Origin of the sequence: Alloacidobacterium sp. (assembly GCF_035631355.1) — a bacterium.
In the GTDB taxonomy this organism is placed as follows: domain Bacteria; phylum Acidobacteriota; class Terriglobia; order Terriglobales; family Acidobacteriaceae; genus Alloacidobacterium.
Genome location: NZ_DASQIX010000037.1, coordinates 1 through 22,635 on the forward strand (window position 1 = coordinate 1; position 22,635 = coordinate 22,635).

21 protein-coding genes are annotated in these 22,635 nt (G+C 55.3%); 14 read left to right on the plus strand and 7 right to left on the minus strand.

Features of this window, described 5'->3' with window-relative positions; genetic code table 11:
* The coding region (locus VEV40_RS06700) for a DUF2339 domain-containing protein (RefSeq protein WP_324831059.1) at positions 1-431 on the minus strand (431 nt) is incomplete at its 3' end.
* Between the two features lie 195 nt (positions 432-626).
* Here VEV40_RS06700 and VEV40_RS06705 point away from each other — a divergent pair.
* From VEV40_RS06705 to VEV40_RS06715, 3 genes are all read left to right on the plus strand, one after another.
* Positions 627-1,304 carry a response regulator transcription factor gene (locus VEV40_RS06705; protein WP_324831061.1) on the plus strand — a complete coding sequence of 226 codons (678 nt, stop codon included), beginning with the start codon at positions 627-629 and terminating at the stop codon, positions 1,302-1,304.
* Between the two features lie 157 nt (positions 1,305-1,461).
* Positions 1,462-2,433 (plus strand): hypothetical protein, encoded by a 972-nt coding sequence (locus tag VEV40_RS06710; protein ID WP_324831063.1) that lies wholly within the window; start codon positions 1,462-1,464, stop codon positions 2,431-2,433.
* Between the two features lie 90 nt (positions 2,434-2,523).
* Positions 2,524-3,408, plus strand: coding sequence for an NAD(P)-dependent oxidoreductase (locus VEV40_RS06715; RefSeq protein WP_324831065.1), 885 nt, complete (start codon positions 2,524-2,526; stop codon positions 3,406-3,408).
* A gap of 33 nt (positions 3,409-3,441) precedes the next feature.
* Here VEV40_RS06715 and VEV40_RS06720 read toward each other — a convergent pair whose 3' ends face one another.
* Positions 3,442-3,642 carry a hypothetical protein gene (locus VEV40_RS06720; RefSeq protein WP_324831066.1) on the minus strand — a complete coding sequence of 67 codons (201 nt, stop codon included), beginning with the start codon at positions 3,640-3,642 and terminating at the stop codon, positions 3,442-3,444.
* A 127-nt stretch (positions 3,643-3,769) separates the two neighbouring features.
* Between VEV40_RS06720 and VEV40_RS06725 the strand changes: the two genes are divergently transcribed.
* The 3 genes from VEV40_RS06725 to VEV40_RS06735 all read left to right on the plus strand — a co-directional run bounded on the left by VEV40_RS06725 (position 3,770) and on the right by VEV40_RS06735 (position 7,450).
* Complete coding sequence (locus VEV40_RS06725; RefSeq protein WP_324831067.1) at positions 3,770-4,780, plus strand: NAD(P)-dependent alcohol dehydrogenase; 1,011 nt, start codon at positions 3,770-3,772, stop codon at positions 4,778-4,780.
* Between the two features lie 139 nt (positions 4,781-4,919).
* Entirely contained in the window at positions 4,920-5,192 is a 273-nt protein-coding gene (locus VEV40_RS06730) for a hypothetical protein (RefSeq protein WP_324831069.1), read from the plus strand.
* 95 nt (positions 5,193-5,287) lie between these two features.
* Positions 5,288-7,450 carry a hypothetical protein gene (locus VEV40_RS06735; RefSeq protein ID WP_324831071.1) on the plus strand — a complete coding sequence of 721 codons (2,163 nt, stop codon included), beginning with the start codon at positions 5,288-5,290 and terminating at the stop codon, positions 7,448-7,450.
* Here the strand turns inward: VEV40_RS06735 and VEV40_RS06740 are convergent.
* Entirely contained in the window at positions 7,428-9,332 is a 1,905-nt protein-coding gene (locus tag VEV40_RS06740; RefSeq protein ID WP_324831072.1) for a sensor histidine kinase, read from the minus strand. The genes VEV40_RS06735 and VEV40_RS06740 overlap by 23 nt on opposite strands.
* A 56-nt stretch (positions 9,333-9,388) precedes the next feature.
* Positions 9,389-10,399 carry a YpdA family putative bacillithiol disulfide reductase gene (locus VEV40_RS06745; RefSeq protein ID WP_324831074.1) on the minus strand — a complete coding sequence of 337 codons (1,011 nt, stop codon included), beginning with the start codon at positions 10,397-10,399 and terminating at the stop codon, positions 9,389-9,391.
* Positions 10,400-10,508: 109 nt separating this feature from the next.
* Here VEV40_RS06745 and VEV40_RS06750 point away from each other — a divergent pair, with 109 nt between their 5' ends.
* Positions 10,509-12,032, plus strand: coding sequence for a fumarate hydratase (locus tag VEV40_RS06750; RefSeq protein ID WP_324831076.1), 1,524 nt, complete (start codon positions 10,509-10,511; stop codon positions 12,030-12,032).
* A gap of 29 nt (positions 12,033-12,061) precedes the next feature.
* Positions 12,062-13,495 (plus strand): aspartate ammonia-lyase, encoded by a 1,434-nt coding sequence (locus VEV40_RS06755; RefSeq protein ID WP_324831077.1) that lies wholly within the window; start codon positions 12,062-12,064, stop codon positions 13,493-13,495.
* Between the two features lie 40 nt (positions 13,496-13,535).
* On the opposite strand, the gene VEV40_RS06760 is transcribed toward VEV40_RS06755, so the two are convergent.
* Positions 13,536-14,297: a hypothetical protein gene (locus tag VEV40_RS06760; protein WP_324831079.1), complete on the minus strand. Its 762-nt coding sequence runs from the start codon at positions 14,295-14,297 to the stop codon at positions 13,536-13,538.
* Positions 14,298-14,570: 273 nt separating this feature from the next.
* Here VEV40_RS06760 and VEV40_RS06765 point away from each other — a divergent pair, with 273 nt between their 5' ends.
* Entirely contained in the window at positions 14,571-15,140 is a 570-nt protein-coding gene (locus tag VEV40_RS06765) for a cytochrome c (protein ID WP_324831080.1), read from the plus strand.
* Positions 15,141-15,180: 40 nt separating this feature from the next.
* Here the strand turns inward: VEV40_RS06765 and VEV40_RS06770 are convergent, their stop codons facing one another.
* Positions 15,181-16,383, minus strand: coding sequence for a DUF481 domain-containing protein (locus VEV40_RS06770; protein WP_324831082.1), 1,203 nt, complete (start codon positions 16,381-16,383; stop codon positions 15,181-15,183).
* Between the two features lie 217 nt (positions 16,384-16,600).
* Between VEV40_RS06770 and mqnC the strand changes: the two genes are divergently transcribed.
* The 5 genes from mqnC to VEV40_RS06795 all read left to right on the plus strand — a co-directional run bounded on the left by mqnC (position 16,601) and on the right by VEV40_RS06795 (position 21,666).
* Positions 16,601-17,647, plus strand: a complete 1,047-nt coding sequence (gene mqnC / locus VEV40_RS06775; RefSeq protein ID WP_324831083.1) for a cyclic dehypoxanthinyl futalosine synthase — start codon at positions 16,601-16,603, stop codon at positions 17,645-17,647.
* 173 nt (positions 17,648-17,820) lie between these two features.
* Positions 17,821-19,449, plus strand: a complete 1,629-nt coding sequence (locus tag VEV40_RS06780) for a cellulose synthase family protein (protein ID WP_324831154.1) — start codon at positions 17,821-17,823, stop codon at positions 19,447-19,449.
* A gap of 2 nt (positions 19,450-19,451) precedes the next feature.
* Positions 19,452-19,919 (plus strand): DinB family protein, encoded by a 468-nt coding sequence (locus VEV40_RS06785; protein WP_324831084.1) that lies wholly within the window; start codon positions 19,452-19,454, stop codon positions 19,917-19,919.
* Positions 19,916-21,271: an aminopeptidase P N-terminal domain-containing protein gene (locus VEV40_RS06790; protein ID WP_324831085.1), complete on the plus strand. Its 1,356-nt coding sequence runs from the start codon at positions 19,916-19,918 to the stop codon at positions 21,269-21,271. The genes VEV40_RS06785 and VEV40_RS06790 overlap by 4 nt, the downstream gene beginning before the upstream one ends.
* Positions 21,272-21,273: 2 nt before the next feature.
* Complete coding sequence (locus tag VEV40_RS06795; protein ID WP_324831086.1) at positions 21,274-21,666, plus strand: hypothetical protein; 393 nt, start codon at positions 21,274-21,276, stop codon at positions 21,664-21,666.
* A 53-nt stretch (positions 21,667-21,719) separates the two neighbouring features.
* Here the strand turns inward: VEV40_RS06795 and VEV40_RS06800 are convergent, their stop codons facing one another.
* A complete protein-coding gene (locus VEV40_RS06800) occupies positions 21,720-22,487 on the minus strand; it encodes a hypothetical protein (protein ID WP_324831087.1) in 768 nt (255 codons plus the stop codon).
* Between the last annotated feature and the right edge of the window lie 148 nt (positions 22,488-22,635).

The window sequence follows — 22,635 nt, forward strand, 5'->3', positions numbered from 1 at the left end:
GCCCACAGCGAGAGATAGAGAATGCCTGTGCCCAAGGCTTTCATGGAGTACGAAAATGCGATGTATCCCTGCCGCCGAAAGCGCTCTGACCATGCGATGATCCCAATGCCGGCAACAAGGCCGATGAGCACGCGGCTGAGAGGCCCAATCCACTGGTTGTCAATGGCGAACTTCAGGAACCACGCCGTCCCGATCAGCAAGGCGATGATGCCGATCCGGTTGAAAAGCTGCGAGCCGATGCGGGTTTCGAGCGCCCTGCTCTGTGCCGTGACCGGAGTTCGCACCGATGCTGTGGCTGGCGCATCAGGAGGCATAGATGGGACTTTCTGCGCAGAAGGGGCGGCATTTGCCTGCAATGCCTGCTCCAGCCGCCAGACCCTTGCGGTTAGCTCGGCTATCTGTTTTCTTAATTCTTCAGTGTTGTCGCTCATCCGTGTTCAATGTACAGGGTGTGCCAGGAAAATGGGAGCGGCGGGAGAACCTCGTCAAAGATGCGGAAAGGCTCGCCTTAGTTGGCAGGGAGTTGTTTTATCCACTAACAGGCCATGACCTTTGGTAACATCCAGTGCACAGTAACTATATTCTTTTACGGCAGTTATACGATAAAGCAGTTAAAATGAAAGCACATGGCATCCCCCGAGATAAGCAAGACCATGCCCATCCGCGTGCTCGTTGCCGATCAGCATCCCGTCATCCGGATTGGCGTGGAAAATCTCCTGCATACTGAAACAGAGATCACAGTTGTGGGGGAAGCCGGCGACAGCCACCAGGCGATTGCCCGGGCGCTTGAACTCTCTCCTGACATCCTATTGCTTGCACTGAATTTGCCAGGTCTAGACGCAATGCGAATAATGGTGAACAGGCTGCCTGCGATCAAGACCATTCTGCTGACCAATGTTATTTCACAACCGGAAATTCAACGCGCTCAGGACGTGGGCGCGCGGGGACTTGTCCTGAAGGATGCGCTGCTGAATAATCTGACCTCCGCGATTCGCGCTGTTTTCGCGGGCAAATACTGGGTCGGAGATCACCGCGCTGCCAGCCTATCCAATGCACTGCCTGCATCACCCAAAAAGCAGGCCCCTGTCGAAAAGAAACCGATCACTCTAACGCGGCGTGAACTGCAGGTCGTTGGCTGCGTTCTGCAAGGCTCCAGCAACCGTGATATTGCGCACCAGTTTCATCTCAGTGAGGAAACTGTAAAGCGGCACCTGTCGAACATCTTCGACAAGACCGGCGTTTCAACACGGCTGGAATTGGCGCTGTACGCTATCGAACATCAATTGGTTGCCTCGCGTTCGTAGTTTCATTCCGCATAGTTGCTGCCTCTTTACGCTGACATCTGGCGGCATCATTTTTCTCAATGGCATCTATATAAATGCGGCAAACGTGAGGCGGGATTCCGCCGTCATGCTTGCCGTTTTTCACTTCTTTGATGATTCAACAAAGGAGTTAACGGACATGAGACAAATTCAATTGATTGTATTTTGCACATGCATCGCGATTTGCGGCGCAGCAGGCGCACAGGAGACGAATCCGGCAACGACTGATACATGGCCGCAGAAGCAACAGCAACAGTTGCCACATGCCGAATGGCAAGATGGCGTCCCTGTGTACAGGATCCAGGTAGTTGGGCGGAACATTCCCGCAGTCAACTATTTACATCGCAGCGGTACTACGGAAATCGGGCTACAGGGGACAAGCTTTTTACCTGAAGCAAAAGGTTCGGCGACGGTTGAAAGCCGCCGTGGGCGGACGGTGATTGACGCCAAGTTCCAAGGTTTGAAGCCTGCGAATAGTTTTGGCGTGGAATATCTCACCTATGTTCTATGGGCAATCACGCCGGAGGGACGACCCGTCAATCTAGGCGAAGTGTTGCCGGATGGCTCGAAAGGCGCGATCAATGTGACTGCAGACCTGCAGGCTTTCGGACTGATCATTACGGCTGAACCCTACTATGCAGTCACCATGCCGAGCGACCTGGTTGTGCTGCAAAACTATATTCTGCCCTATAAGACACAAGGCACCATTGAGCCCATCAATGCTCACGTCCTTCTGCTTCCACGTGGAGCCTATGGAGAAACTTCAGCCGAGCATACGTCGCGCGAAGTGATCACACGGAATGATGTGTGGCCGCTGGAACTCTATGAGGCGGTTAATGCTGTACAAATTGCTGAAGCAGAAGGCGCGGGAAAATATGCCAACGACACATTGGCAACCGCCAAGCAGCAATTGCAGAATGCAGAGGAGCTTCAGAACCATGCGAACCAGAACAAGCAGGAAATCAGTGATGCTCGTGCTGCTGTGCAAACAGCTGAGGATGCTCGCATCATAACGATTCGGAAAAGACGGCAACAGGAACAGGCTATGAATAATCCCAACGCAACATCGAACACGCCGGGTAGCTCTGTAAATCCTAATCCGCAACAATAAAATTTATTTTGGCCGTTATGCGCGGCTGCTTTCTCAGCAGGAGCAGCCGCACCAATTTATCCTTCTGGGCACGTGTGCCATCATAAGCACATGCGAATAGCATTTCTTTGCACAGGTCAGATGGGATTTCCCATTGCGACCCTTCTCATCAAGACCGGCCACGATCTCACGGCTTGGAATCGGACGCGTTCTCGGCTTCAGCCCCTTCTGGAATCGGGAGCGAGTCCGGCATACAGTCCGGCGGAAGCGTCGAGGGCAAGCGAAGTAGTCTTTACCATGCCGATGGACGATGCTGGACTTGAAGAGGTTGTTTTCGGTAATGACGGATTGCTCGAAGCATTGCCGGAGAATGCCATCCATGTTTCGCTGAGCACTATCAGCGTGGAGCTTTCGCAGAAGCTGACTGTTGAACATTCCGTGCGCAAGCAAGGCTTCGTTGCTGCGCCAGTCTTTGGGCGTCCTCATGTTGCTGCCGCGGGAAAGCTGTGGACGGTAGCGGCCGGCAAGCAGAATGATCTCGACAGGGTAAAGCCGCTGCTTGAGTCCTTCAGCCGGGGGGTCACCGTCATAGGCGATAAGCCCTACAAGGCCCATGCGCTAAAAATCGGCGGGAACTTTCTCATTACAGCCATGATCGCGTCACTCAGCGAGGGCTTTGTCTATGCGGAATCGCAGAGCATCGATCCCGCGCTATATCTGGAAGCCGCAAATGTCGCTCTTTTTCAGTCGCCGTTTTACACGGCTTACGGGAATGTCATGCTACATCCGCCGGAGATTCCCGGCGCAACGGTCGCGTTGGGGCAGAAAGACACAAGGCTGTTTCGCGAGGCGGCTGCAGCTACGAATACAAAAACACCGCTCGCCGATCATTTTCAGGAACAGTTGCAGAAGGCAAATGACGCTGGCCTGCGCGACCGTGACTGGGCGTCAGGATACTATCAGTTTGTCCGCAGCGTCTCACAGAGAAACAGCTAGAGCTGCTGCGTTTTCTGTTTGCCATCGTGGTGATTACGGAATGGAGGCGAGCCGCGTTTCGATTTCCGTCAAAGCGGCTTCGAGCGCGGCGCGGCGGTGCGGACTAGATGTGCGCTCATCGAGAATCCGCTCCCGCTGCAATTCCAACTCCTGGCGTTGACGCTTGCGCGCCGCCTCCGCCGCGGCATTTGGTTTGCCGCCTGGATTTTCCGGCGCTGCCTGCTTCTCTGCCACTTGCTCCTCCACGGATTTGCTCTCCCATCCTCTGGCCATACTCTTATGGTAACGCTACACCTGTTTATTTAGGCCACAAAAAGGCCGCAAACAACGGACTAGTATTACGAGAGAGGAAGCAAAGCGCATGAACCTGTGGCGAATTCCAGCATTCGGCATTGACAATCTTGAACTTGTTCAAAGTCCTGAACCAAGACCTGGCCCGGGTGAAGTGTTGATTAGAGTACATGCTGTATCGCTGAATTATCGCGATCTGTTGATCACGCTCGGTTACTACAACCCGAAAATGGCGCTGCCGCGCATTCCTGTTTCAGACGGGGCCGGGGTAGTTGTTGCGGTTGGAGAGGACGTGACCGACGTGAAGACAAAGCAGCGTGTTGCCGGCATCTTTATGCAGAACTGGTTGGACGGCGCGGGCACAGCGCAGAAACATCGCGGCGCGCTCGGCGGCGACATCGACGGCATGTTGGCTGAATATGTCATGCTGCGCGAGAGCGGTGTCGTGCCTGTTCCCGACCACCTGAGTTGGGAAGAAGCGGCGACACTGCCATGCGCCGGCGTGACGGCCTGGAACGCGGTTGTTCATGCCGGCAAAATCAAATCCGGCGACACGGTCGTCATTCAGGGCACAGGCGGCGTTTCGATCTATGCGATGCAGTTTGCCAAAGCTCTGGGCGCGCGCGTGCTGGGGACTTCGAGCAACGACGAGAAGCTCGCTCGCGCAGGCAAGCTCGGTCTCGATGCTGGAGTGAATTACAAACAGACGCCAGATTGGGCGAAATGGGTTCTGGAACAGACAGGCGGCGAAGGCGCGGATCTGGTTGTCGAGGTAGGCGGCGCAGGCACGTTCGCACAATCGCTGAAAGCTGCGCGGATTGGTGGAGTGGTGGCGCAAATTGGCGTCTTAAGCCAAACAAGCGAGCCGCTGAACGTTGTTCCTATTCTGCACAAGCAGTTACACATACAGGGAATTTATGTAGGGTCGCGCGCTGATTTCGTGGAAATGAACCGCGCGGTCACGCAGACGAAGCTGAAACCTGTTGTGGATCAAGTATTTGCCTTTGACCAGGCAAAGCAGGCGCTGCGCCGGTTGGAATCGGGAGCGCACTTCGGAAAGCTGGTAATCAGGGCCGGTTGATTACCGCTTTACTGTTACCAATTTTTTCACGCTGTCGATAGCATCGTTCCTGCTGAAACCGCATCTCATTGGTTGCGGATGACATAGGTGAAACGAGTACATCCCGCCCGTCACCATGTCAGGGAAAGAGGGCCTTTGCATGAGCGTTCTGTATGCGATTTTTAATTTCTTGTGCGAGATTCTGCTTGGTTGCCGGCATGATCGCCTGACGCGTCCTTTCACAATCGAACAGCAGGCTTACAAAGTCTGCCTGAGCTGCGGCAAGCATATTTTCTACTCCGCTGATGCGATGCGTCCACTCAGCGCGCGCGAGCTGCGGCGTATGCAGGCTGTGCAATCAGGCGAGTTGCGAATTGTGCCCGCTGCAGCAGCGACACTCAAAGGTGAAAGTGATTCCCGGGCAGCCGCCTGAAACGCTGTTTGGCGCGACCTACTGTCATCGCGCTTCGTGACAAAGCGGGACGCCCCACTGTCTAATAGACTTTGGATTTCGTTCCGCTTCGCCGAATGTCTGCTTCCTGCAAATATCGATTCCTGGCCTCATGCGCTCCGCTACTGATGCTGGTGGCCGGATGTGGGACTTTTCCAACAAGCATCGGCAGCGGCTTCACAATCTCGTCGTCTTCAGCCAGCGTTGCGACGACGGGCCAACTGCAATTTAAGTCAATACAGTCAGACGGTTCGGTCGCCGCGGTGACCTGGTCAGTAAGCGCAACACAAAATGGTGCATCACTTGGAGCGGGCTCAATTGACGCCACAGGCCTTTACACGCCGCCTAGTGCTCTCTCTACTGACAGCCTCGCAATAGAGATCACGGCGCACCTGCAAAGCGATCCATCGCGCACGGCCAGCGAGGCGATCACAGTTACTCCCGGATTTCTGCAATCACTTTTACCGGAGAACGCGGCGGTCTCCCAGGGGGCGACTCTCGAAGTTTCAGCGCAGATCGCCGAGGTCGATGATGGCAACGTGCACTGGAGCCTCGGCGGCGGCACATCGGGAACATTGAGCCAGCCGAGTTGTCAACATGGAAAGCACCAATATACAACCTGCAAAGTCAGCTACACGGCTCCGAGCACGCTTGCAGGAATGCAATCGGGACGCGTAATTGCAATCGTGAATCATACAAATACGCAGGCCACGCTGCACCTGCTTCTTAACGGCGATGGAATCAATTCAAGCGCCTTGACAAATCAGGCAGCACAGACTGGCATAATAGCGCTCGGCGCCTCAGGCGGCAATGATGGCGACTATGATGTCTATAAAGATTCCGCTGGTGAGAGCTATGTCGCTGACTGCTGCGGCGGAACGCTCGGCGCATTGTTGGAAGACTCCGAGCACAATCAGTTCATCCTTAGCAATAATCATGTGCTCGCCGAATCAGACCAAGGCAAGATTGGTGACACAATCGACCAGCCGGGATTGATCGACGATGCCTGCCGTCCGTTGAGCCAGCAAGGCTCTACTGTGCGTCCCGCAGGCACGCTGCGCTACTATGTGCCGCTGGCAACGAGTCAGTCAAATGTGGATGCGGCGCTCGCAGCCGTTTCTCCCGGTGTTCTTAATCCGGATGGCAGCATTCTTCAGCTCGGACAAACAGGCGCAGGCATCAACGCACCCCTCGGCGCAGCTCCGCCTGTTGCAGGTACCGGAGAGACGCTGAACGCCTCCAATCTGGATGGTCTCCGAGTGGTCAAGAGCGGCCGGACAACCGGGCTGACCTGCTCGACGGTTGAGAGCATTGATCTCGCGGTGAAGGTTGACTATTACAAAGACTGCGCCGAGACGCAGCCTTACTATACAAAAACTTTTACCGGACAGATAGGCATCGGTGGAGACAGCTTCTCTGACAGCGGCGATTCCGGATCGCTCATCATGGATGCCTCCAATGCACAGCCTGTCGGCCTTTTTTTTGCCGGAGGGTCGGATGGAAAAGGCAACGGATTGAGCGTGGCAAATCCTATCGCCAATGTGCTGAATGAATTGCAGAATCTGACTGGGTCGAAATTAAGCATCGTGGGTGGCAAAGCGCATGCCATCGCCTGTCTCAATTACGACAACAGCACCGAAACAGCTGCTGCACTTCCTGCTCTCTTGCCCGCTGCGGAAGCACAGGCCAAGGGTATCGCACAGAATGCCGCAGGTGAACTCGTGAACCATGAGAAAGGTGTGCTTGGCACCACTTTAGGTAAGAGCGCCGACAGCCCAGGCGAGCCGGCTATTGTTGTTTATGTCGATAAGACAAGGCCAAACACTGCCATTCCGCAAACCATCGCGGGATTTCGCACCGCCATTGTTCTGACAGATGCCGAAAGCATTGCGAATGGAACAACGCCAAAACTGCCCGCCATCACGCCAGGCATACAACTTTCAGCTACCACTTTGAATAACGCTGCTGCCATCGAACGTCAATATGCCCCGCAACTGTTTGCCGACCCAGCCATCTTTGGCGTGGGGGTCGCTCAGAGCCACGATAATCCCCGGGAAGCAGCATTGCTGGTGCTTGTTGATATGACCAAGACAGCAAGGGCTATGCCCGCGACGCTTGGCGGCCTGCGCGTCCGCTATCTGCAGCTACATCGCTTCCATGTCACGAAGTCGAAATACTCAGGCGCGCGACCGAAATCCAGCTGCTCATTGCAGTCGTTCAAGTCCTTGGCGCCGCACTAAGCTCACTCAGTTCCCCGGCACGAAGCCTTTCTGGCTCACGGGCCTCGGGAAAGAAGAGCATGAATATGGTCCCTGATCGAGCGTTTCCGTTATTTTGACCATTCGCCGTGGCACGGCTGCGAAGACGCACGACACCATGATGTTTGCGCACGATCTCGGCACTCACCCACAATCCCAGGCCGGTTCCGGTGGCCTCCTTCGTGGTGAAAAACGGCTCAAAGATGCGACTCTGCACCTCATCGGACATGCCGCAGCCTGTATCCGCCACAGAAACTCGCACCCCTTCAATATCCGCGTTGTGCCAGGAACGCGAGCGCCGCACGCTGAGTATCAGCCGCCCAGGTCCGGGCGCCATCGCGTCAAGCGCATTGCCAATCAGGTTGGCGAAGAGTTGCCGCATCTCGCCCGCAAAGCAGAAGAGCTCCACATCCGGCTCATAGCAGCGCTGTACTTCCACTTGCAGCGAATTCACGCGCCCTTGATGCAACGTCAGTACGGAATCCAACAGCTCGCTTACCTTAGCCGTGATAGGTAAAGTGGACTGGCGATAGAAGCGAAGTGTCTGCTGCGCGATTTCCGAGACGCGAGCCACTTCATGTTGCGCAAGATCGACGTAGTGCTTCGTCTCAGGCGGAAGTGAATCCTGCAAGCGTATCACGTAGAGAAGATTGGTCACTGCTTCGAGGGGGTTATTGATCTCATGCGCGATCGAGGCTGCCAGACGACCGGCGGCAGCCAGTTTCTCTGTCTTGCGCAACGCGTCCTCGGAGTTGCGGCGTTGTGTCGTATCCACAATGACCGCACCAACCCAGCGCACCATGCTGGAGCTGGTTCGAACCGGGTAGATGTTCACCAGCCAGCTGCGTACGCGTCCGGGATGCGTTTCAAACTCGCCGGTCAGCTCGAGATCCTGGACCGCAGTTCCATGTTCAAAAACCGAGTCGATGGCGTTTTGCAGCGGCGCGGCAGCCGACTCCGGGAAAAGCTCAAAGACAGAGCGTCCGAGGTGACGACTGATAGAGCTCTGGTTCATGCCCGCCAGAAATTGATTTACGCGGACAAAACGGAATTTGCGGTCAAAAAAAGCGAAGCCGATAGGCGCATTGGCCAGCATCGAGTCAAGCAGAGCCAAGGTATCATTCAACCCTGCGCGCTGCTCTTCAATCGAAGAGACCATCATGTTGAAGGCCATCGTAAGATCCGCAGCCTCATTCGCTGAGGTGATCTTCAGCGGGAATGACGATGTGTCTTCAGGATCGCGCACGATCCGCCTCGTGGCCTGCATCAGTACGTTGAGCGGATTGGCAATGGTGCGGGCCATGAACGTCGCCAGAAACGTGCAGCCCAGAATTGCGATAATGGCTGAAATAAGCGCGATGCGCATCAGTGAACGCAGCTGAAGCTTGTCCGCATCTTCATTCGGATAGATCCAGACCAGCGCCTGCACCTGCCCATGCACTCTAACAGGGGCCACGATTTCACGGATATTGTCCCTGAGGGTAAAGAGCGTTGGCTTGTCCAGACTGCTCAGATAGTTGCGCTCTACCGGAGTAAGGTTCAGCTTGCCGTTCATCGATGGGTCGGTGCCCACGATGGCGATACCTTGAAGATCGGTGATTTGCACACTCCCGATGCTCGAGTAGCGCAGCATCGAGCTGATCACACCCTGCAAGGCAGCCGTTTTGCCTTCTTCCAACGCGCTGCCTGCCTGTACCGCAAGCAGCGATCCTTGATATTCGAGGCGGCGGTCTACGCGCTGCTGGAGTTCTTTCTGCTGCTCGCGGATCAGGAATACAGCAAAGACTGCCAGGACAAGCAGCTCAAACAGCACCAGGCTGGCAATCAATTGACCGCGGATTGTTCGAGGCCGCAATAGTGCCATGGATACCAGAAAAGTCCTTGCCTGCGAATTCCGCCCGCAGAGGACTAATAATCAGATTACGCTTTTACCGAGAGTTTTTCTTTTAAGTCTGATGCGATTTGACGGCCATGAAAGCGGCCATTCTCAATGAAGATTTCGTTGGTCCGCTCTCCGGCAATAATCACGCCCGCGAGATAAATACCAGCCACATTGCTTTCAAGACTCGTCGGGTCACATGCCGGGCAGCGGTCCTCGCCTTCGAGATCGATTCCAAGCGATACAAGAAAATCGAAATCGGGATGATATCCCGTCATAGCAAACACATAGTCGTTCTTGATAGTCAGAGAACCATCGGTCGTATTTAAAATGGCGCAATCTTCGCGAATTTCTTCGACGCTGGTTTCAAAGTGAGCGGTGATTTCGTGATTCTTGATGCGATTTTCAATGTCGGGAAGAATCCAGTACTTTACATGCCTGTGCATCGCGGGTCCCCGATGAACCAGCGTCACGCGTGCCCCATGCCTCCATAGATCAAGCGCGGCAATCGCGGCTGAGTTCTTGCCGCCGATCACCAGCACGTCGAGGTCATAGTAAGGATGAGGGTCGTCATAGTAGTGGTGCACCTTCGGCAGATCTTCACCTGGAATGCCGAGATAGTTGGGCAGATCATAATAGCCAGTCGCCACGACCAGCTTGCGCGCGTAATGTACGATTTTGCGGCCAAACCGGTCGGTCGCATGCACGCAAAAATCGCCATCCGAACCGGAGACAGAATCTACGTTCTGATACGGGCGGATATAAAGCTCGTAATGCTCAGCGACCTTGCGGTAGTACTCCAGTGCCTCATTGCGCGATGGCTTCTGGTTCACGCTGGGGAATGGGATATCGCCGATCTCCAGCAGCTCCGGAGTGGTGAAGAACGTCATGTGCGACGGATAGTGGAAGAGGGAATTGCAGAGGCAGCCTTTGTCCACCAGAACACTTCGCAGTCCGGCGCGCTGCGCTTCGATGGCGCAGGCCATGCCCGTCGGTCCGGCCCCAATCACGAGGACGTCGAATGTTTCGGAGGAGTGGGTATTGCCGTCCATGTTCCTAGATTAGATGATAGGCGACGCAGAAAACGCATTTTTGGCACATCCAAATTTTGACGACCTGATTCATTTATCCTTGAAATAGCAAAGGATTTCGGCAATTTCCATGGCGACGATCAAGCAGGAAGACCTGATTCAGAGCGTGGCGGACGCGCTCCAGTACATCAGCTACTACCATCCGGTAGCTTTCATCACCAATCTCGCAAAGGCCTATGAACTTGAAGAGTCACCGGCTGCGAAAGACGCAATGGCGCAGATTCTCATCAATTCGCGCATGTGCGCCGAAGGCCATCGCCCGATTTGCCAGGACACCGGCATCGTCACCGTATTTTTGAAGATCGGCATGGACGTGCGCTGGGACGCCGAACTGACCGTTGAAGAGATGGTGAATGAGGGCGTGCGCCGCGCCTATCTGCATCCTGACAACGTATTGCGCGCTTCGATTCTCGCTGATCCTGCCGGAACGCGGAAGAACACGCGTGACAACACCCCGGCTGTCGTGAACGTGCAGTTGGTCAAAGGTGGCGAAGTCGAGGTCATTGTTGCCGCCAAGGGCGGCGGATCTGAGGCCAAGTCAAAATTCACCATGCTGAATCCGTCAGATTCGATCATTGAATGGGTCTTGAAAACCGTCCCGACAATGGGCGCAGGTTGGTGTCCACCGGGCATGCTCGGCATCGGCATCGGTGGCACGGCGGAGAAGGCGATGCTGCTCGCGAAAGAAGCGTTGATGGATCCCGTCGATATTCAGGACGTAATCGCGCGCGGGCCGCAAAACAAGATTGAAGAGATGCGGATTGAGCTATACCGGAAGGTCAACGAACTGGGCATCGGCGCTCAGGGACTTGGCGGCCTGACGACTGTGCTAGACGTGAAAATCCGCGACTACCCGACACATGCTGCTAACCTGCCTGTCGCCATCATTCCCAATTGCGCGGCGACGCGTCACGCACACTTTACCCTTGATGGTTCAGGACCTGTGGCGCTCGACCCACCTTCACTGGATGATTGGCCAACACTGACTTATGACACTTCAGCCGCCCGACGAGTCAACCTCGATACAGTCACACGTGAAGAAGTGGCGACCTGGAAACCAGGAGAAGTGCTGCTGCTCAACGGCAAGCTGCTCACCGGACGCGACGCCGCGCACAAGCGCATGACCGACATGCTGAATCGCGGGGAAATGCTTCCCGTCGATTTCACCAACCGGTTCATCTATTACGTCGGCCCGGTAGATCCGGTGCGCGAAGAAGTGGTTGGACCTGCCGGCCCGACAACAGCAACGCGCATGGATAAGTTCACACGCCAGATGCTCGAAACCACCGGACTTCTTGGCATGGTGGGCAAAGCCGAGCGCGGTCCGGCGGCCATTGAAGCCATCCGTGACCACGGCGCTGTGTACCTGATGGCCGTGGGTGGCGCTGCCTATCTTGTCTCCAAGGCGATCAAGTCGTCGCGCGTGCTCGGGTTTGAAGACCTCGGCATGGAAGCCATCTACGAATTCGACGTCAGGGACATGCCAGTGACGGTTGCCGTCGATTCCAAAGGAACGTCTGTACATCAGACTGGCCCGAAAGAATGGCAGGCGCGGATTCAGTCCCGCCTCGGCGGTGTTCCGATTCTTGCTTAGCTTTAACCTTCAGGCATCTAATAAGCTTGATGCCCGAGTCTCAAACAGACATACGCAAGGAAAAAGATTCCCTGGGATTTGTGGAAGTGCCTGCGCGTGCCTACTATGGCGCACAAACAGCCCGGGCCGTTGAAAACTACCCCATCTCCGGAATGCGCGCGCATCCGCAGCTTGTCCGTGCTTTTGGTATGGTGAAGCGCGCCGCGGCAGAAGCTAACAAGGAACTAGGCCTCGTCGACGAACGACGCGCTGACGTAATCATCCAGACATCGCAGGAAGTAATCGACGGCAAGTGGAATGATGAGTTTGTCGTCGATGTCTTTCAGGCAGGCGCGGGCGTCAGTTTTCACATGAACACGAACGAGGTCATCGCCAACCGCGCAAATGAAATCCTCGGCGGCAAACTTGGCGAGTATGCCCTCGTTCATCCCAACGACCACGTCAATTACGGCCAGTCGACGAACGATGTCTTTCCTACCGCGATGCGTGTTGCCACGCTCCTGAACCTCGAAACTCTGTATCCCGTGCTTGATGCGCTGGCTGCATCCTTCTCAGCAAAGGCCAAAGAATTCGACGGCGTTATGAAGTCGGGACGCACACACATGCAGGATGCCGTGCCCATCCGTCTCGGCCAGGAGTTTGCGGCCTATGGACTGGCTATCGAGAAAGGGGCGAAATTTCTGCGGTATGCTGCCGACTCGCTGCGCGAACTAGGACTGGGCGGCAGCGCTGTCGGCACCGGCATCAACACGCACCCTGACTATCGGGCAAGGGCAGTGGCCAATCTTGCCCGCATCTCCGGGCAAAAGCTCATTCCCGCGAAAGACATGCGCTGGGCGATGCAATCGAACGCCTGCATGGGCGATGTAAGCTCCGCCCTTCGCGGCATCGCCTTGGAAGTGATTCGCATATCCAATGACCTGCGCCTGCTCTCTTCCGGGCCCAATACGGGCTTGAATGAAATCCACCTGCCCAGCCTGCAGCCAGGCTCTTCGATCATGCCGGGAAAGATCAATCCCGTCATGCCGGAACTGGCGGCAATGGTCAGTTTTCAGGTCATAGGCAATGACACAGCCGTTGCCTATGCCGTGCAGGCCGGCCAGCTTGAGCTGAATGTGATGATGCCGACGATGGCCTATAACGTCCTGCAGAGCACGACCATCCTCGCCAACATGCTGCGGCAGTTCAATGAGCACTGCATTGCGGGAATCAGCGCCAACATCGAACGCTGCAACTTCTACGCGCAGAGCACAGTTTCGCTGGCCACGGCGCTCAATCCCTACATCGGCTATGCAAAAGCCGCAGAGATTGTGAAGGAGTCCATCGCTACGGGCAAGTCGATTATTGAGATCGCCCGCTCAAAACAGCTTCTGAGCGAACGGGAGATCGCCGAGATTCTCGATCCAGTTCGCATGACTGAACCGCAGTATCCGCTGGAGGCCGCAAAAGCGCGCGACAAATGAAAAGGCCGCGCAGATGAGCGCGGCCACATCAAAAAACCTGTTACTGCCTTCCCCACCGCCATACAACTCCCGCGGTAAAGCCGAGATCGTTCTGTACAGAGCTGCCATAGGTCGTCATCAGGTAGCCTGGGGTGAGACGCAATGCCAAGGCCGGGCTCAGATTATAGTCAACCGATGCGCCAGCGGTTAGATTGAAGGTGTTGCCGTCCTTATAAAGGCCGATCAGTTCCGGCGGAAGTCCGCCCGTTCCAGTGCCAAAGTTGGCGTGATTGATGCCTGCCAGAACATGCGCCGTCCATCCCCAATGCAATCCTTCAAAGAATCGGACTGTGGGACCGCCCATGAACGTGTATTGGCTGATGCTTGGCGCATAAACGCCATACGGATTCGGACCTGTGTAGGTGGTGCCGTAGTACCCGCGCGCATCGGCGGTAATGCCGATCTTGCCAAAGGCATAGTCAGTGACACCGGCGTGCCAGCCGCCCTCGTTGATGCGCTGCAGGTGCTCGCCTGGATGAAACCGCAGGTAGTTGCCGCCGAAATACGCTTCGTACTTGTGCGTGTATGTGTCCTGAATCACCTGCTGGTCACGCAGTTTCTTGCGCGCTTTGACCCGTTCCTGCGCCTGGCGCAGCACCTGAGCGCGCTCCTGTTGTGTCGGCGGCGTCTGCGTCTGCCCTGTTTGGGTCTGTTCAGTGGGCGTCTGTATGGGGGGCTGAGTTTGCTGCGCCCGCGTTTGCAGCGCTGCTAAAGAAAAAATAGTGATTGCCAGAACCGGGTAAAAACGGTTGGAACGAAACATGAACCTGAATGCCTCCACTGCCGGGCGAAACAAAAATTGAGACAGCCGTATTCCCTGCAAAAGACGGGACCGGGTCTCTAAGGCCAAAGCTCTTTTTATTCTATTGCACCAGCGAGTTATTGACTCCTTCAGATCTGTTTTAGGAAGCCGTTCGTTGTGACAGCCTTTGAAAATCCTGTCCCCGCACAGTAAACTTGCGCCGGTCACTGCCCGTCTGCTCTCCTAATGTGAGTCACTCAGAATCGTATTTCACCGTTGGAGGACACCACCTGCATGAGATTTCTGGCCGGACTGATCTTAGGACTAGTCGCCCTCCCGATAGCGGCGCTGCTCTACTTCCACTTGGGCCATCCGCCCGTCGCAGTGGCTGACCAGCCCTTCACGCTGGAAAGACAAATTGTCCGCGTTCCGCTCCATGCCCGCATTGACCGGGAAATGCCGAAGAGCGCGCCGATTTCGCCCAGTGAATCCAATTTGCTGATCGGCGCGCATATTTATCGCGAACAATGCGCGGCCTGTCACGGGCTTTATGGACGGCCTTCTCCGTTCGCAAGCCATATGTACCCGAAAGCTCCACAGCTCTGGCAGCCACACGGAGGCGCCGTTGTTGGCGTAAGCGATGATCCTCCCGGAGAAACATTCTGGAAAGTAAAGAACGGCATCCGCCTTACGGGAATGCCGTCGTTTGATCATGTGCTGAACGAGACGCAAATGTGGCAGGTTTCGATACTACTGGCCAATGCAGACAAGCCGCAGCCTTCGAGCGTGCTCGATCTGCTGAAGCAGCCGCTTGATTTCGAACCGCCAACCCAACCGGGCCCATCCGTGCCAGAAGCAAAGTAGACGAGACCGGGTGCTGTGAATCAGGCTGGCTCCGCGCCGGTCAATACGCGGACTTGATGGTATACGTCACACCCGCCGTGAACTGGAACGAATTGCGCTTCGTCGGCGGGAAAGTCAGCGGCACGTTGTTCAAATATGTGTCCAGCGTGCCCAGTTGGAAACCGAGGTTCTTGTATGCCGGGAATACGACCGAATCCGTCTCCGCGACTGAGTACGCATGCAGGTTGTTCCACGCCGGAATATAAAGCAGTTGCTGGGTGAACAGAATGCTCCTGGGCAGGTGCAGTGTGTAATAGCCGCCGAAGGTTGAGCCAATCAGGTTCTGGTTCTGGTCCGTTGCGGTGTTGAAAAAGTTTTGGCGCTCATATTGCATCGTCGCTTTTACATCCAACTCCTGAACCGGCGTTTTAAGAATGGTGTAGCCAATTCCACCGCCATAAATCTGCTGCAGGTCGAGGCTCTGGCTGTAGTTGTGGTCGAAAGACACCTGGCCGAGGAAGTAGAAGCGCGGCGAAACATACTGGTCGCGCTCCGCATCCGCATGGAAAATGGAGCTCTTGGTGAAAGACGACGGAACAAAATTGCCATTCGCATCTGTGTATGCGGGATCGGTGATCTTTCCGTACGATTGCGAGTAATTGATCGTCGTGCGGTTCCGTGGATCAAGCCAGCTGACAGTCGGCACAACGCGCGCGAGGGCAACTCCGCCCGTGAAAGAGTATTGATTCTGGGTGGCCTGCACAAGTGTCAAGCCGAAGGTTGCCGCTCCATTCCATGCCTCCGTAAACGAGGGGTGACCGGTAAGCTGCTTATTCAGAATTGCTTCATCAACGACGAATTGCGCATTCTTGAGCGGAATCGGGGCAATGGCCGCGTTGGTTCCTGACTGCACAGTAACCTGCTGGTCCGCAACTGACACAGTGCCGATCGGCACAGTCGCGGGAAGCTGGTGATGAGTGATCTGCACCCCCTTCTCAATCACAGCCACCTTCTCCCCTGTGCGGAGTTCCTTGATCTTGCTCCACTCAATGCTGATGTCGCCTACGATGTCACTGTGAAAGCTCACCGTATCTCCAATGGCGCGGACGAATTTACCCGATAGCTGATCACCGTTTGTGAAGACGATCACGTCAGGCGGCACCTTGTCGTCAGCAGCAAACAGATGTCCGGCGGACAAGAGGAATGAGGTCGCAACCAGTAGGAAGGCGGCAAGCCGCAGAGGGCGGCGAGTGAGATTCAGCATACAGACCTTTGCTCCTGAAGAAATTTCACACCTGCGAAACGTAAATCCAGTTCGGGGGCCTAACTTACAATCTCTGATGCAACAACAGGACAAGGCAGTATGAAAAACATGACTCTAGCGCATGATACCGCGATATAAAGAGACGCGTTTCGCGCCAAATTGGTCCCTTATAGAAGCAGGTCTGGCAGGTTGCGCTCAGACATCTTAGAATTGAGCTATGTCGATCACGCGCCAGCAGGCCCTCGATTACTTCCGCTCCGATGACCTCATCGGTCTGGGCATGGAAGCAGACGCGATGCGGAGAAAGCTGCATCCTGAAGGCGTAGTGACTTACATCATCGACCGCAACATCAACTACACCAACTTCTGCACTGAATACTGCACTTTCTGCGCCTTTTATCGCCCGCTCAAAGGCAAGATGGCGGCTGAAGGCTACATCCTTGATTTCGAAACGATCTACAAGAAAATTGCCGAAACTATTGAGATGGGTGGGACCGGTGTCCTCATGCAGGGCGGTCTGCACCCCGATCTCAAAATCGAATGGTTCGAGCGCCTGCTGCGCGGCATCAAGCGGCGCTTCCCGCAGGTGTGGATGCACTGCTTCTCGGCTTCCGAAATTCTTGCCATCGCCGAATACAGCAACCTGAGCGTGCGCGACACCATCATGCGCCTACGCGATGCCGGGCTTGATTCGATCCCCGGCGGAGGCGCGGAAATTCTCGACGACGAAGTGCGCCATCGCATCGCGCGTCTCAAGTGCTCTACCGATGACTGGGTACTGGTGCATCGCACCGCGCACCAACTCGGCATGAGGACGACTGCCACGATGATGTTCGGCGTCGGCGAGACATTTGAGCAGCGCGTGAACCACTTCGAGCAGGTGCGCCATTTGCAGGAAGAAACCGGCGGATTCACCGCCTTTATCCCCTGGAGCTTCCAGCCGCACAACACCGCTCTCGGCGGCCGCGGATGGGACGAGGCAACAGCCATCGAATATCTCAAAGTCCTTGCGATTTCGCGCCTTTACCTCTCAAATATAGAGAACGTGCAATCAAGCTGGGTCACGCAGGGATTGAAAGTCCTGCAGCTTGGCTTGCGATTCGGCGGCAATGATGTTGGCTCGGTCATGCTCGAAGAAAATGTCGTGAAAGCTGCTGGAACCTCCAACTGCACAACGGAAGAAGAGCTACGCCGCATTATCCGCGACGCCGGATTCAAGCCTGTGCAGCGAGATACGCTCTACCGGACAATGTTCCTGAACTGAACTAAAGAGCTTGTCATTCTGACGCGAAGCGGAAGGATCTGTTTTTCTCTGGTTGAGCCATGAATGGCGGTAGCCCAGCCTAGAATGTCTGCATCGAATCCCTGGCAAATCAAATACAATGAGCCTTTGAACGTGGAGGCAAGGCCCTGCTGTCGCTATTTTCTTTGAAATCCATCTTCGCCTCCGCGCCCGTACTACTGGCGCAGGCGAACCAGCACAGCCTTTCGCACTACCTCCGCTCGCATTACGGCGACCGCACCTTCGAGCATCTCTATCGCTGGAACTTGTTCGATACAGCGCTGCTTATTCCCTACTTCGTGGTGATGATCATTCTGGCGTTCTACGGAATGCACCGCTACCAACTCGTCTATCTTTATTACAAGCACCGCAAGAACGCCGCCAAAGCGCCGCCAAAGCATTTTGAGCAATTGCCGCGCGTCACGGTGCAACTGCCCATCTTCAATGAGCAATTCGTCATTGACCGCCTCATCGAGTCATGCTGCAATCTCGACTATCCGCGCGAGCTGCTCGAAATTCAACTGCTCGACGACTCAACCGACGAAACCAAAGACGTGGCGCGCAAAATCGTCGAGCAGTACCAGGCCGTTGGGCATCCCATCGTCTACATTCATCGGACTGACCGACATGGCTTCAAAGCCGGAGCGCTCGACAACGGCCTGAAGACCGCTAAAGGCGAGTTCGTCGCCATCTTTGACGCCGATTTCGTTCCGCCGCGCGACTGGCTGATGCAGGTCATCCACCACTTCGCCGAGCCGGATGTGGGCATGGTGCAAACACGCTGGACGCACCTGAACCGCGACTACAGCTTCCTTACGCAGATTGAGGCCCTCCTGCTCGACGGCCATTTTGTACTGGAGCACGGCGGACGATCGCGCTGCGGCGTCTTTTTTAATTTCAACGGGACGGCGGGCATGTGGCGCGCTTGTGTCATTCCCGAAGCAGGCGGCTGGCAGCATGACACGCTCACTGAAGACACTGACCTCAGTTACCGAGCGCAACTCAAGGGCTGGCGTTTCAAATACCTGCAAGATATCGAGTGCCCGGCGGAAGTTCCGATCGAAATGACGGCCTTCAAAACCCAGCAAGCGCGCTGGGCGAAGGGGCTGATTCAGACCTCGAAAAAAATCCTACCCAGAGTTTTCAAGAGCGATGCGCCGTTTCATACCAAAATCGAGGCCTGGTATCACCTCACGGCCAACATCAGCTACCCGCTGATGATCGTGCTCTCGACGCTGTTGATGCCTGCTATGGTCATCCGCTTCTATCAGGGATGGTTCCAGATGCTGCTCATCGACTTCCCGCTTTTCATGGCGTCGACCTTCTCGATCTCGTCGTTTTATCTGGTATCACAGAAAGAGCTGTTCCCAAAGAAATGGCTCAAGACGTTTCTTTATCTGCCATTTCTCATGTCGCTCGGCATCGGACTGACAGTTACGAATACAAAAGCCGTCCTCGAAGCGCTGCTCGGCATCCAGAGCGCGTTCAAGCGCACGCCAAAATACCGTGTCCTGAAGCGCGGCGAAAAATCAAAGGCGGCAAAGTATCGCAAGCGTCTCGGCATCGTCCCCTGGATCGAGCTGCTCATCGGCTGCTATTTCGCGCTGACCATCTGGTACGCCATCAGCAATGAGAACTACTTCACTGTGCCGTTTCTGCTGCTGTTTGTCGTCGGCTACTGGTATACGGGACTGCTCTCGCTGCTGCAAGGCCGCTTTGAACGCTGGCGTTCAGGCGCGAACTTCGAGGAGTCATCGCCGAAACCGTATCCTGTCGGGGTGTAGAAATGACAGTTGTGCAATCACAAATCGATCATCTCAGCCGGCAACGCGAATTATTGCAACGCGCCTTGCGGGACTTCGGCTCTGAGAAGTTCGAGAATCGGATTCCGCATAAATGGAGCGCACGCGAGCATTTTGCGCACCTCGCTCGCCATCAGGAAACATACCTTTCCCGCATCGAGAGAATCCTGAAGGAAGAGAAACCTGCCCTCGTCTCATACACAGCAGAAACGGACGCGGAATGGTCAAATTGGGTCGGTCTTCCTTTAAGCGAGATCGAGACACGATGGACGGCGCAACGATCAGCCTTGATTGAGATGCTTGAAAAGATCAGCCCTGACCAGGTTCATCGCATCGGTGTACATTCAACGCTGGGCGAACTGACTCTGATTGAATGGCTTGATTTCTTTCTGGTCCACGAAGGCCATCATCTGCTCGCCATCCTGAAACTTATTCGCGGGAGAACATCGTGAAAGCACGCCCGATTCGCACAGCAATTCTTGCGGCAGGCATGTTGTTTATGCTTGTATTCACAGCACATGCCCTCGACCGCCAGCCAAACGCCGATTATCATGCTCGTCGCGTCGCTCTCGCCGGAAAACTGAACGGCGGCATTGCTGTCCTCTTCGCCGCTGACGAGCCGTCAGCCGAATATCTGGAATACCGGCAGGATGAAGACTTTTACTACCTCACAGGATGGAATGAACCCGGCGCCGCGCTGCTGGTACAGGCTCCTGTAGCCGCAGAAGGTTCCCACCCTGCGCGCCCTTACCGCGAAATCCTCTTCCTGCCAACACGCAACCTGCGCATGGAACTCTACACAGGCAAAAAGCTCGATGCCGCAACACCCGATGCGCCGCAAGTCACAGGCGTCGATGAAGTAAAGCCGATGACCGATCTTCCGCTCACCATCAATCAGTTGGCCGCTGAGAGTCGGGCGGTCATGAATCACCTCTGGTTGCAATCTGATTCAGAGCAGGCAAAGGCGCTTACGCTCTGGATAGCCACGACTCTTGGCAGAAATGATCCATCGCCATTCGCGGATGTGCGTGGACCTGTCTCCCAGTTGCGCGAGATCAAAGACGCAGGTGAAATGACGCTGCTTCACAAAGCATCCGACGCGTCAGTACAGGCACAGTTCGCCATGATGAAGTCGGTGCATCCCGGGCAGAAAGAACGCACTGTCAATGGCATCATCGTTGAAAAGCTGATGGAAAACGGCTGCAAGCGTCCTTCTTATCCGCCAATTGTCGGTTCTGGAGAGAAGTCAACCGAACTTCACTACTCTGAAAACAGCCAAACCATGCAGTCTGGCGACGTAGTCGTCGTCGACGCGGCAGGCGAATACTCGATGTATGCATCGGATATTACGCGCACTGTCCCGGTCAGCGGACACTTCAGCGCGCGACAGCGTGAAATTTATGACATTGTTCTGGGAGCGCAACAGGCCGCGATTGATGGCTTCGTTGCCGGCAAATCACATCTCAACGACCCGCAACACAAGTTCGCCGACTCGCTCGACACTATCGCCTTCAACTATATGAACGCGCATGGCAAGGACCTTCACGGTGACCCGATAGGCAAGTACTTCATCCACGGCATCGGCCATTCAGTCGGTATTGATGTGCACGATCCTTACGACTACTCGCAGCCCATCAAACCCGGAACTGTCTTCACGATTGAGCCGGGCATCTATATTCCCGAAGAAAAAATCGGCGTGCGCATCGAAGATGTCTTCTATGCAAATCCCGACGGAAAGCTGGAATGCCTGACTTGCGCGTTGCCGAAAGAAGTTGGCGCTGTAGAAAAGGCCATGCGCAAATAATTATGCAGATCGTCCATTCCTTCCTGGCGATTTTCGCTGGCTTCGTTACTATCGTTGGGCTGATGGGAATCGTCACCGCGCTGCTCAAGCGCTTCGCTCCCAGCCTGACGCGCGATGATGCACCCCCAGATCCATTCATTATGGCGGTGAATGTCGGCACTGGCCTCGCCTGTTCGCTACTCGGTGGATATGTGACAGCCCGCTACTCGCAAGGCAATCCGCTGGTCCATGCGCTCATGCTGGCGCTGGCGGTGCTGCTCCTGAGTGCGCTCTCTGCATTGCAGATGAAGGGGAAGCAGCCGGTCTATTATCTGATGGTGCTCACCATCATTCCACCACTGGCAGTTTTGTGTGGCGGACTGCTGCGCCTGCGCCAGATTGGCCTTGGCTGGTAGAAGAAAAAGGGTGGAAATCACTTCCACCCTCGCGAAAAATTAGAAAGCCAATCTCACCAGCGGATGCCAATGGTCACAGGAATCGTCGTGAATGTTCCGGTACCCTGCTGCGTGGCCGATGCCGAAGGCGAATCGACCCACAGGTAGCGCGCCTCGGCAAAGAGCTTGGCCTTGCCATCAGGGCCAAATGCTTTCCAAGTCAGTCCTCCGCCTATGTTCATGCCTCCCTGGTTGCTGGAGAAGTGGCCGATCACGGCATTCTCGGAGCCAATAAAGCAAAAGCCAAAATAGTCGCAATACAGCACTGGCACTGGCGTGGTGAATGTCACCACTTTGCGGTAGAAGCCGCCGCCGCCAGTGAAATACGCTCCGAAACTACCTGTGGTTGGCAGGTTGACCACAGGATCAATCGTGAATGACCACACGCCTGTATAACCACCGGGCGCTCCAACCGCAGCCAGAGTCGCGCCGGGGATCTTATCGCGAAGATACTGATATTCGATCAGGGCCCCGAATATTTTGTTGAAATTCCAACCTGCGCCAAGAGTCAGGTTGTAGCCATAAGTGGAGAAGGTAGTGGCGTCGCTTACCGGCGCGTTGAATCCACCGCCAGCTTCAAATGCGATCTTGCTCCACCTGTTTTCATAAGCCGGATACCGGTTGGTCTGCCCATACTGCGGCGTGGGCGATGGATTCGGAGCGGCTGCCAGCGATGCGCCGTCAATGTCTTCGCCAGCGAGGTAGGACTTGTTGTCATCCGATGAGCTGACGGCCCCATGCGTATCGTCCTGGGCGTTAGCGATGATTGGCAGCGACGCCAAAGCAAAGGCAACTATCACAATGGCGAAAGAACGCGATAAATTGCGCGAAGGGCTACACCTAAACACCATACATCCCTCAAAGAACAAAAAATTGGGGCTTCGTGGGTTTACCCCTTTGTTACTAAGAACACCATTCGGACGCTTTTGA

Excerpts from the sequence above, each read along its gene's own strand:
- VEV40_RS06705 (WP_324831061.1), top strand. The coding sequence starts at position 627 with ATGGCATCCCCCGAGATAAGCAAGACCATGCCCATCCGCGTGCTCGTT.
- VEV40_RS06710 (WP_324831063.1), top strand. The coding sequence starts at position 1,462 with ATGAGACAAATTCAATTGATTGTATTTTGCACATGCATCGCGATTTGC.
- VEV40_RS06715 (WP_324831065.1), top strand. The coding sequence starts at position 2,524 with ATGCGAATAGCATTTCTTTGCACAGGTCAGATGGGATTTCCCATTGCG.
- VEV40_RS06725 (WP_324831067.1), top strand. The coding sequence starts at position 3,770 with ATGAACCTGTGGCGAATTCCAGCATTCGGCATTGACAATCTTGAACTT.
- VEV40_RS06730 (WP_324831069.1), top strand. The coding sequence starts at position 4,920 with ATGAGCGTTCTGTATGCGATTTTTAATTTCTTGTGCGAGATTCTGCTT.
- VEV40_RS06735 (WP_324831071.1), top strand. The coding sequence starts at position 5,288 with ATGTCTGCTTCCTGCAAATATCGATTCCTGGCCTCATGCGCTCCGCTA.
- VEV40_RS06740 (WP_324831072.1), bottom strand. The coding sequence starts at position 9,332 with ATGGCACTATTGCGGCCTCGAACAATCCGCGGTCAATTGATTGCCAGC.
- VEV40_RS06745 (WP_324831074.1), bottom strand. The coding sequence starts at position 10,399 with ATGGACGGCAATACCCACTCCTCCGAAACATTCGACGTCCTCGTGATT.
- VEV40_RS06750 (WP_324831076.1), top strand. The coding sequence starts at position 10,509 with ATGGCGACGATCAAGCAGGAAGACCTGATTCAGAGCGTGGCGGACGCG.
- VEV40_RS06755 (WP_324831077.1), top strand. The coding sequence starts at position 12,062 with ATGCCCGAGTCTCAAACAGACATACGCAAGGAAAAAGATTCCCTGGGA.
- VEV40_RS06760 (WP_324831079.1), bottom strand. The coding sequence starts at position 14,297 with ATGTTTCGTTCCAACCGTTTTTACCCGGTTCTGGCAATCACTATTTTT.
- VEV40_RS06765 (WP_324831080.1), top strand. The coding sequence starts at position 14,571 with ATGAGATTTCTGGCCGGACTGATCTTAGGACTAGTCGCCCTCCCGATA.
- VEV40_RS06770 (WP_324831082.1), bottom strand. The coding sequence starts at position 16,383 with ATGCTGAATCTCACTCGCCGCCCTCTGCGGCTTGCCGCCTTCCTACTG.
- mqnC (WP_324831083.1), top strand. The coding sequence starts at position 16,601 with ATGTCGATCACGCGCCAGCAGGCCCTCGATTACTTCCGCTCCGATGAC.
- VEV40_RS06785 (WP_324831084.1), top strand. The coding sequence starts at position 19,452 with ATGACAGTTGTGCAATCACAAATCGATCATCTCAGCCGGCAACGCGAA.
- VEV40_RS06795 (WP_324831086.1), top strand. The coding sequence starts at position 21,274 with ATGCAGATCGTCCATTCCTTCCTGGCGATTTTCGCTGGCTTCGTTACT.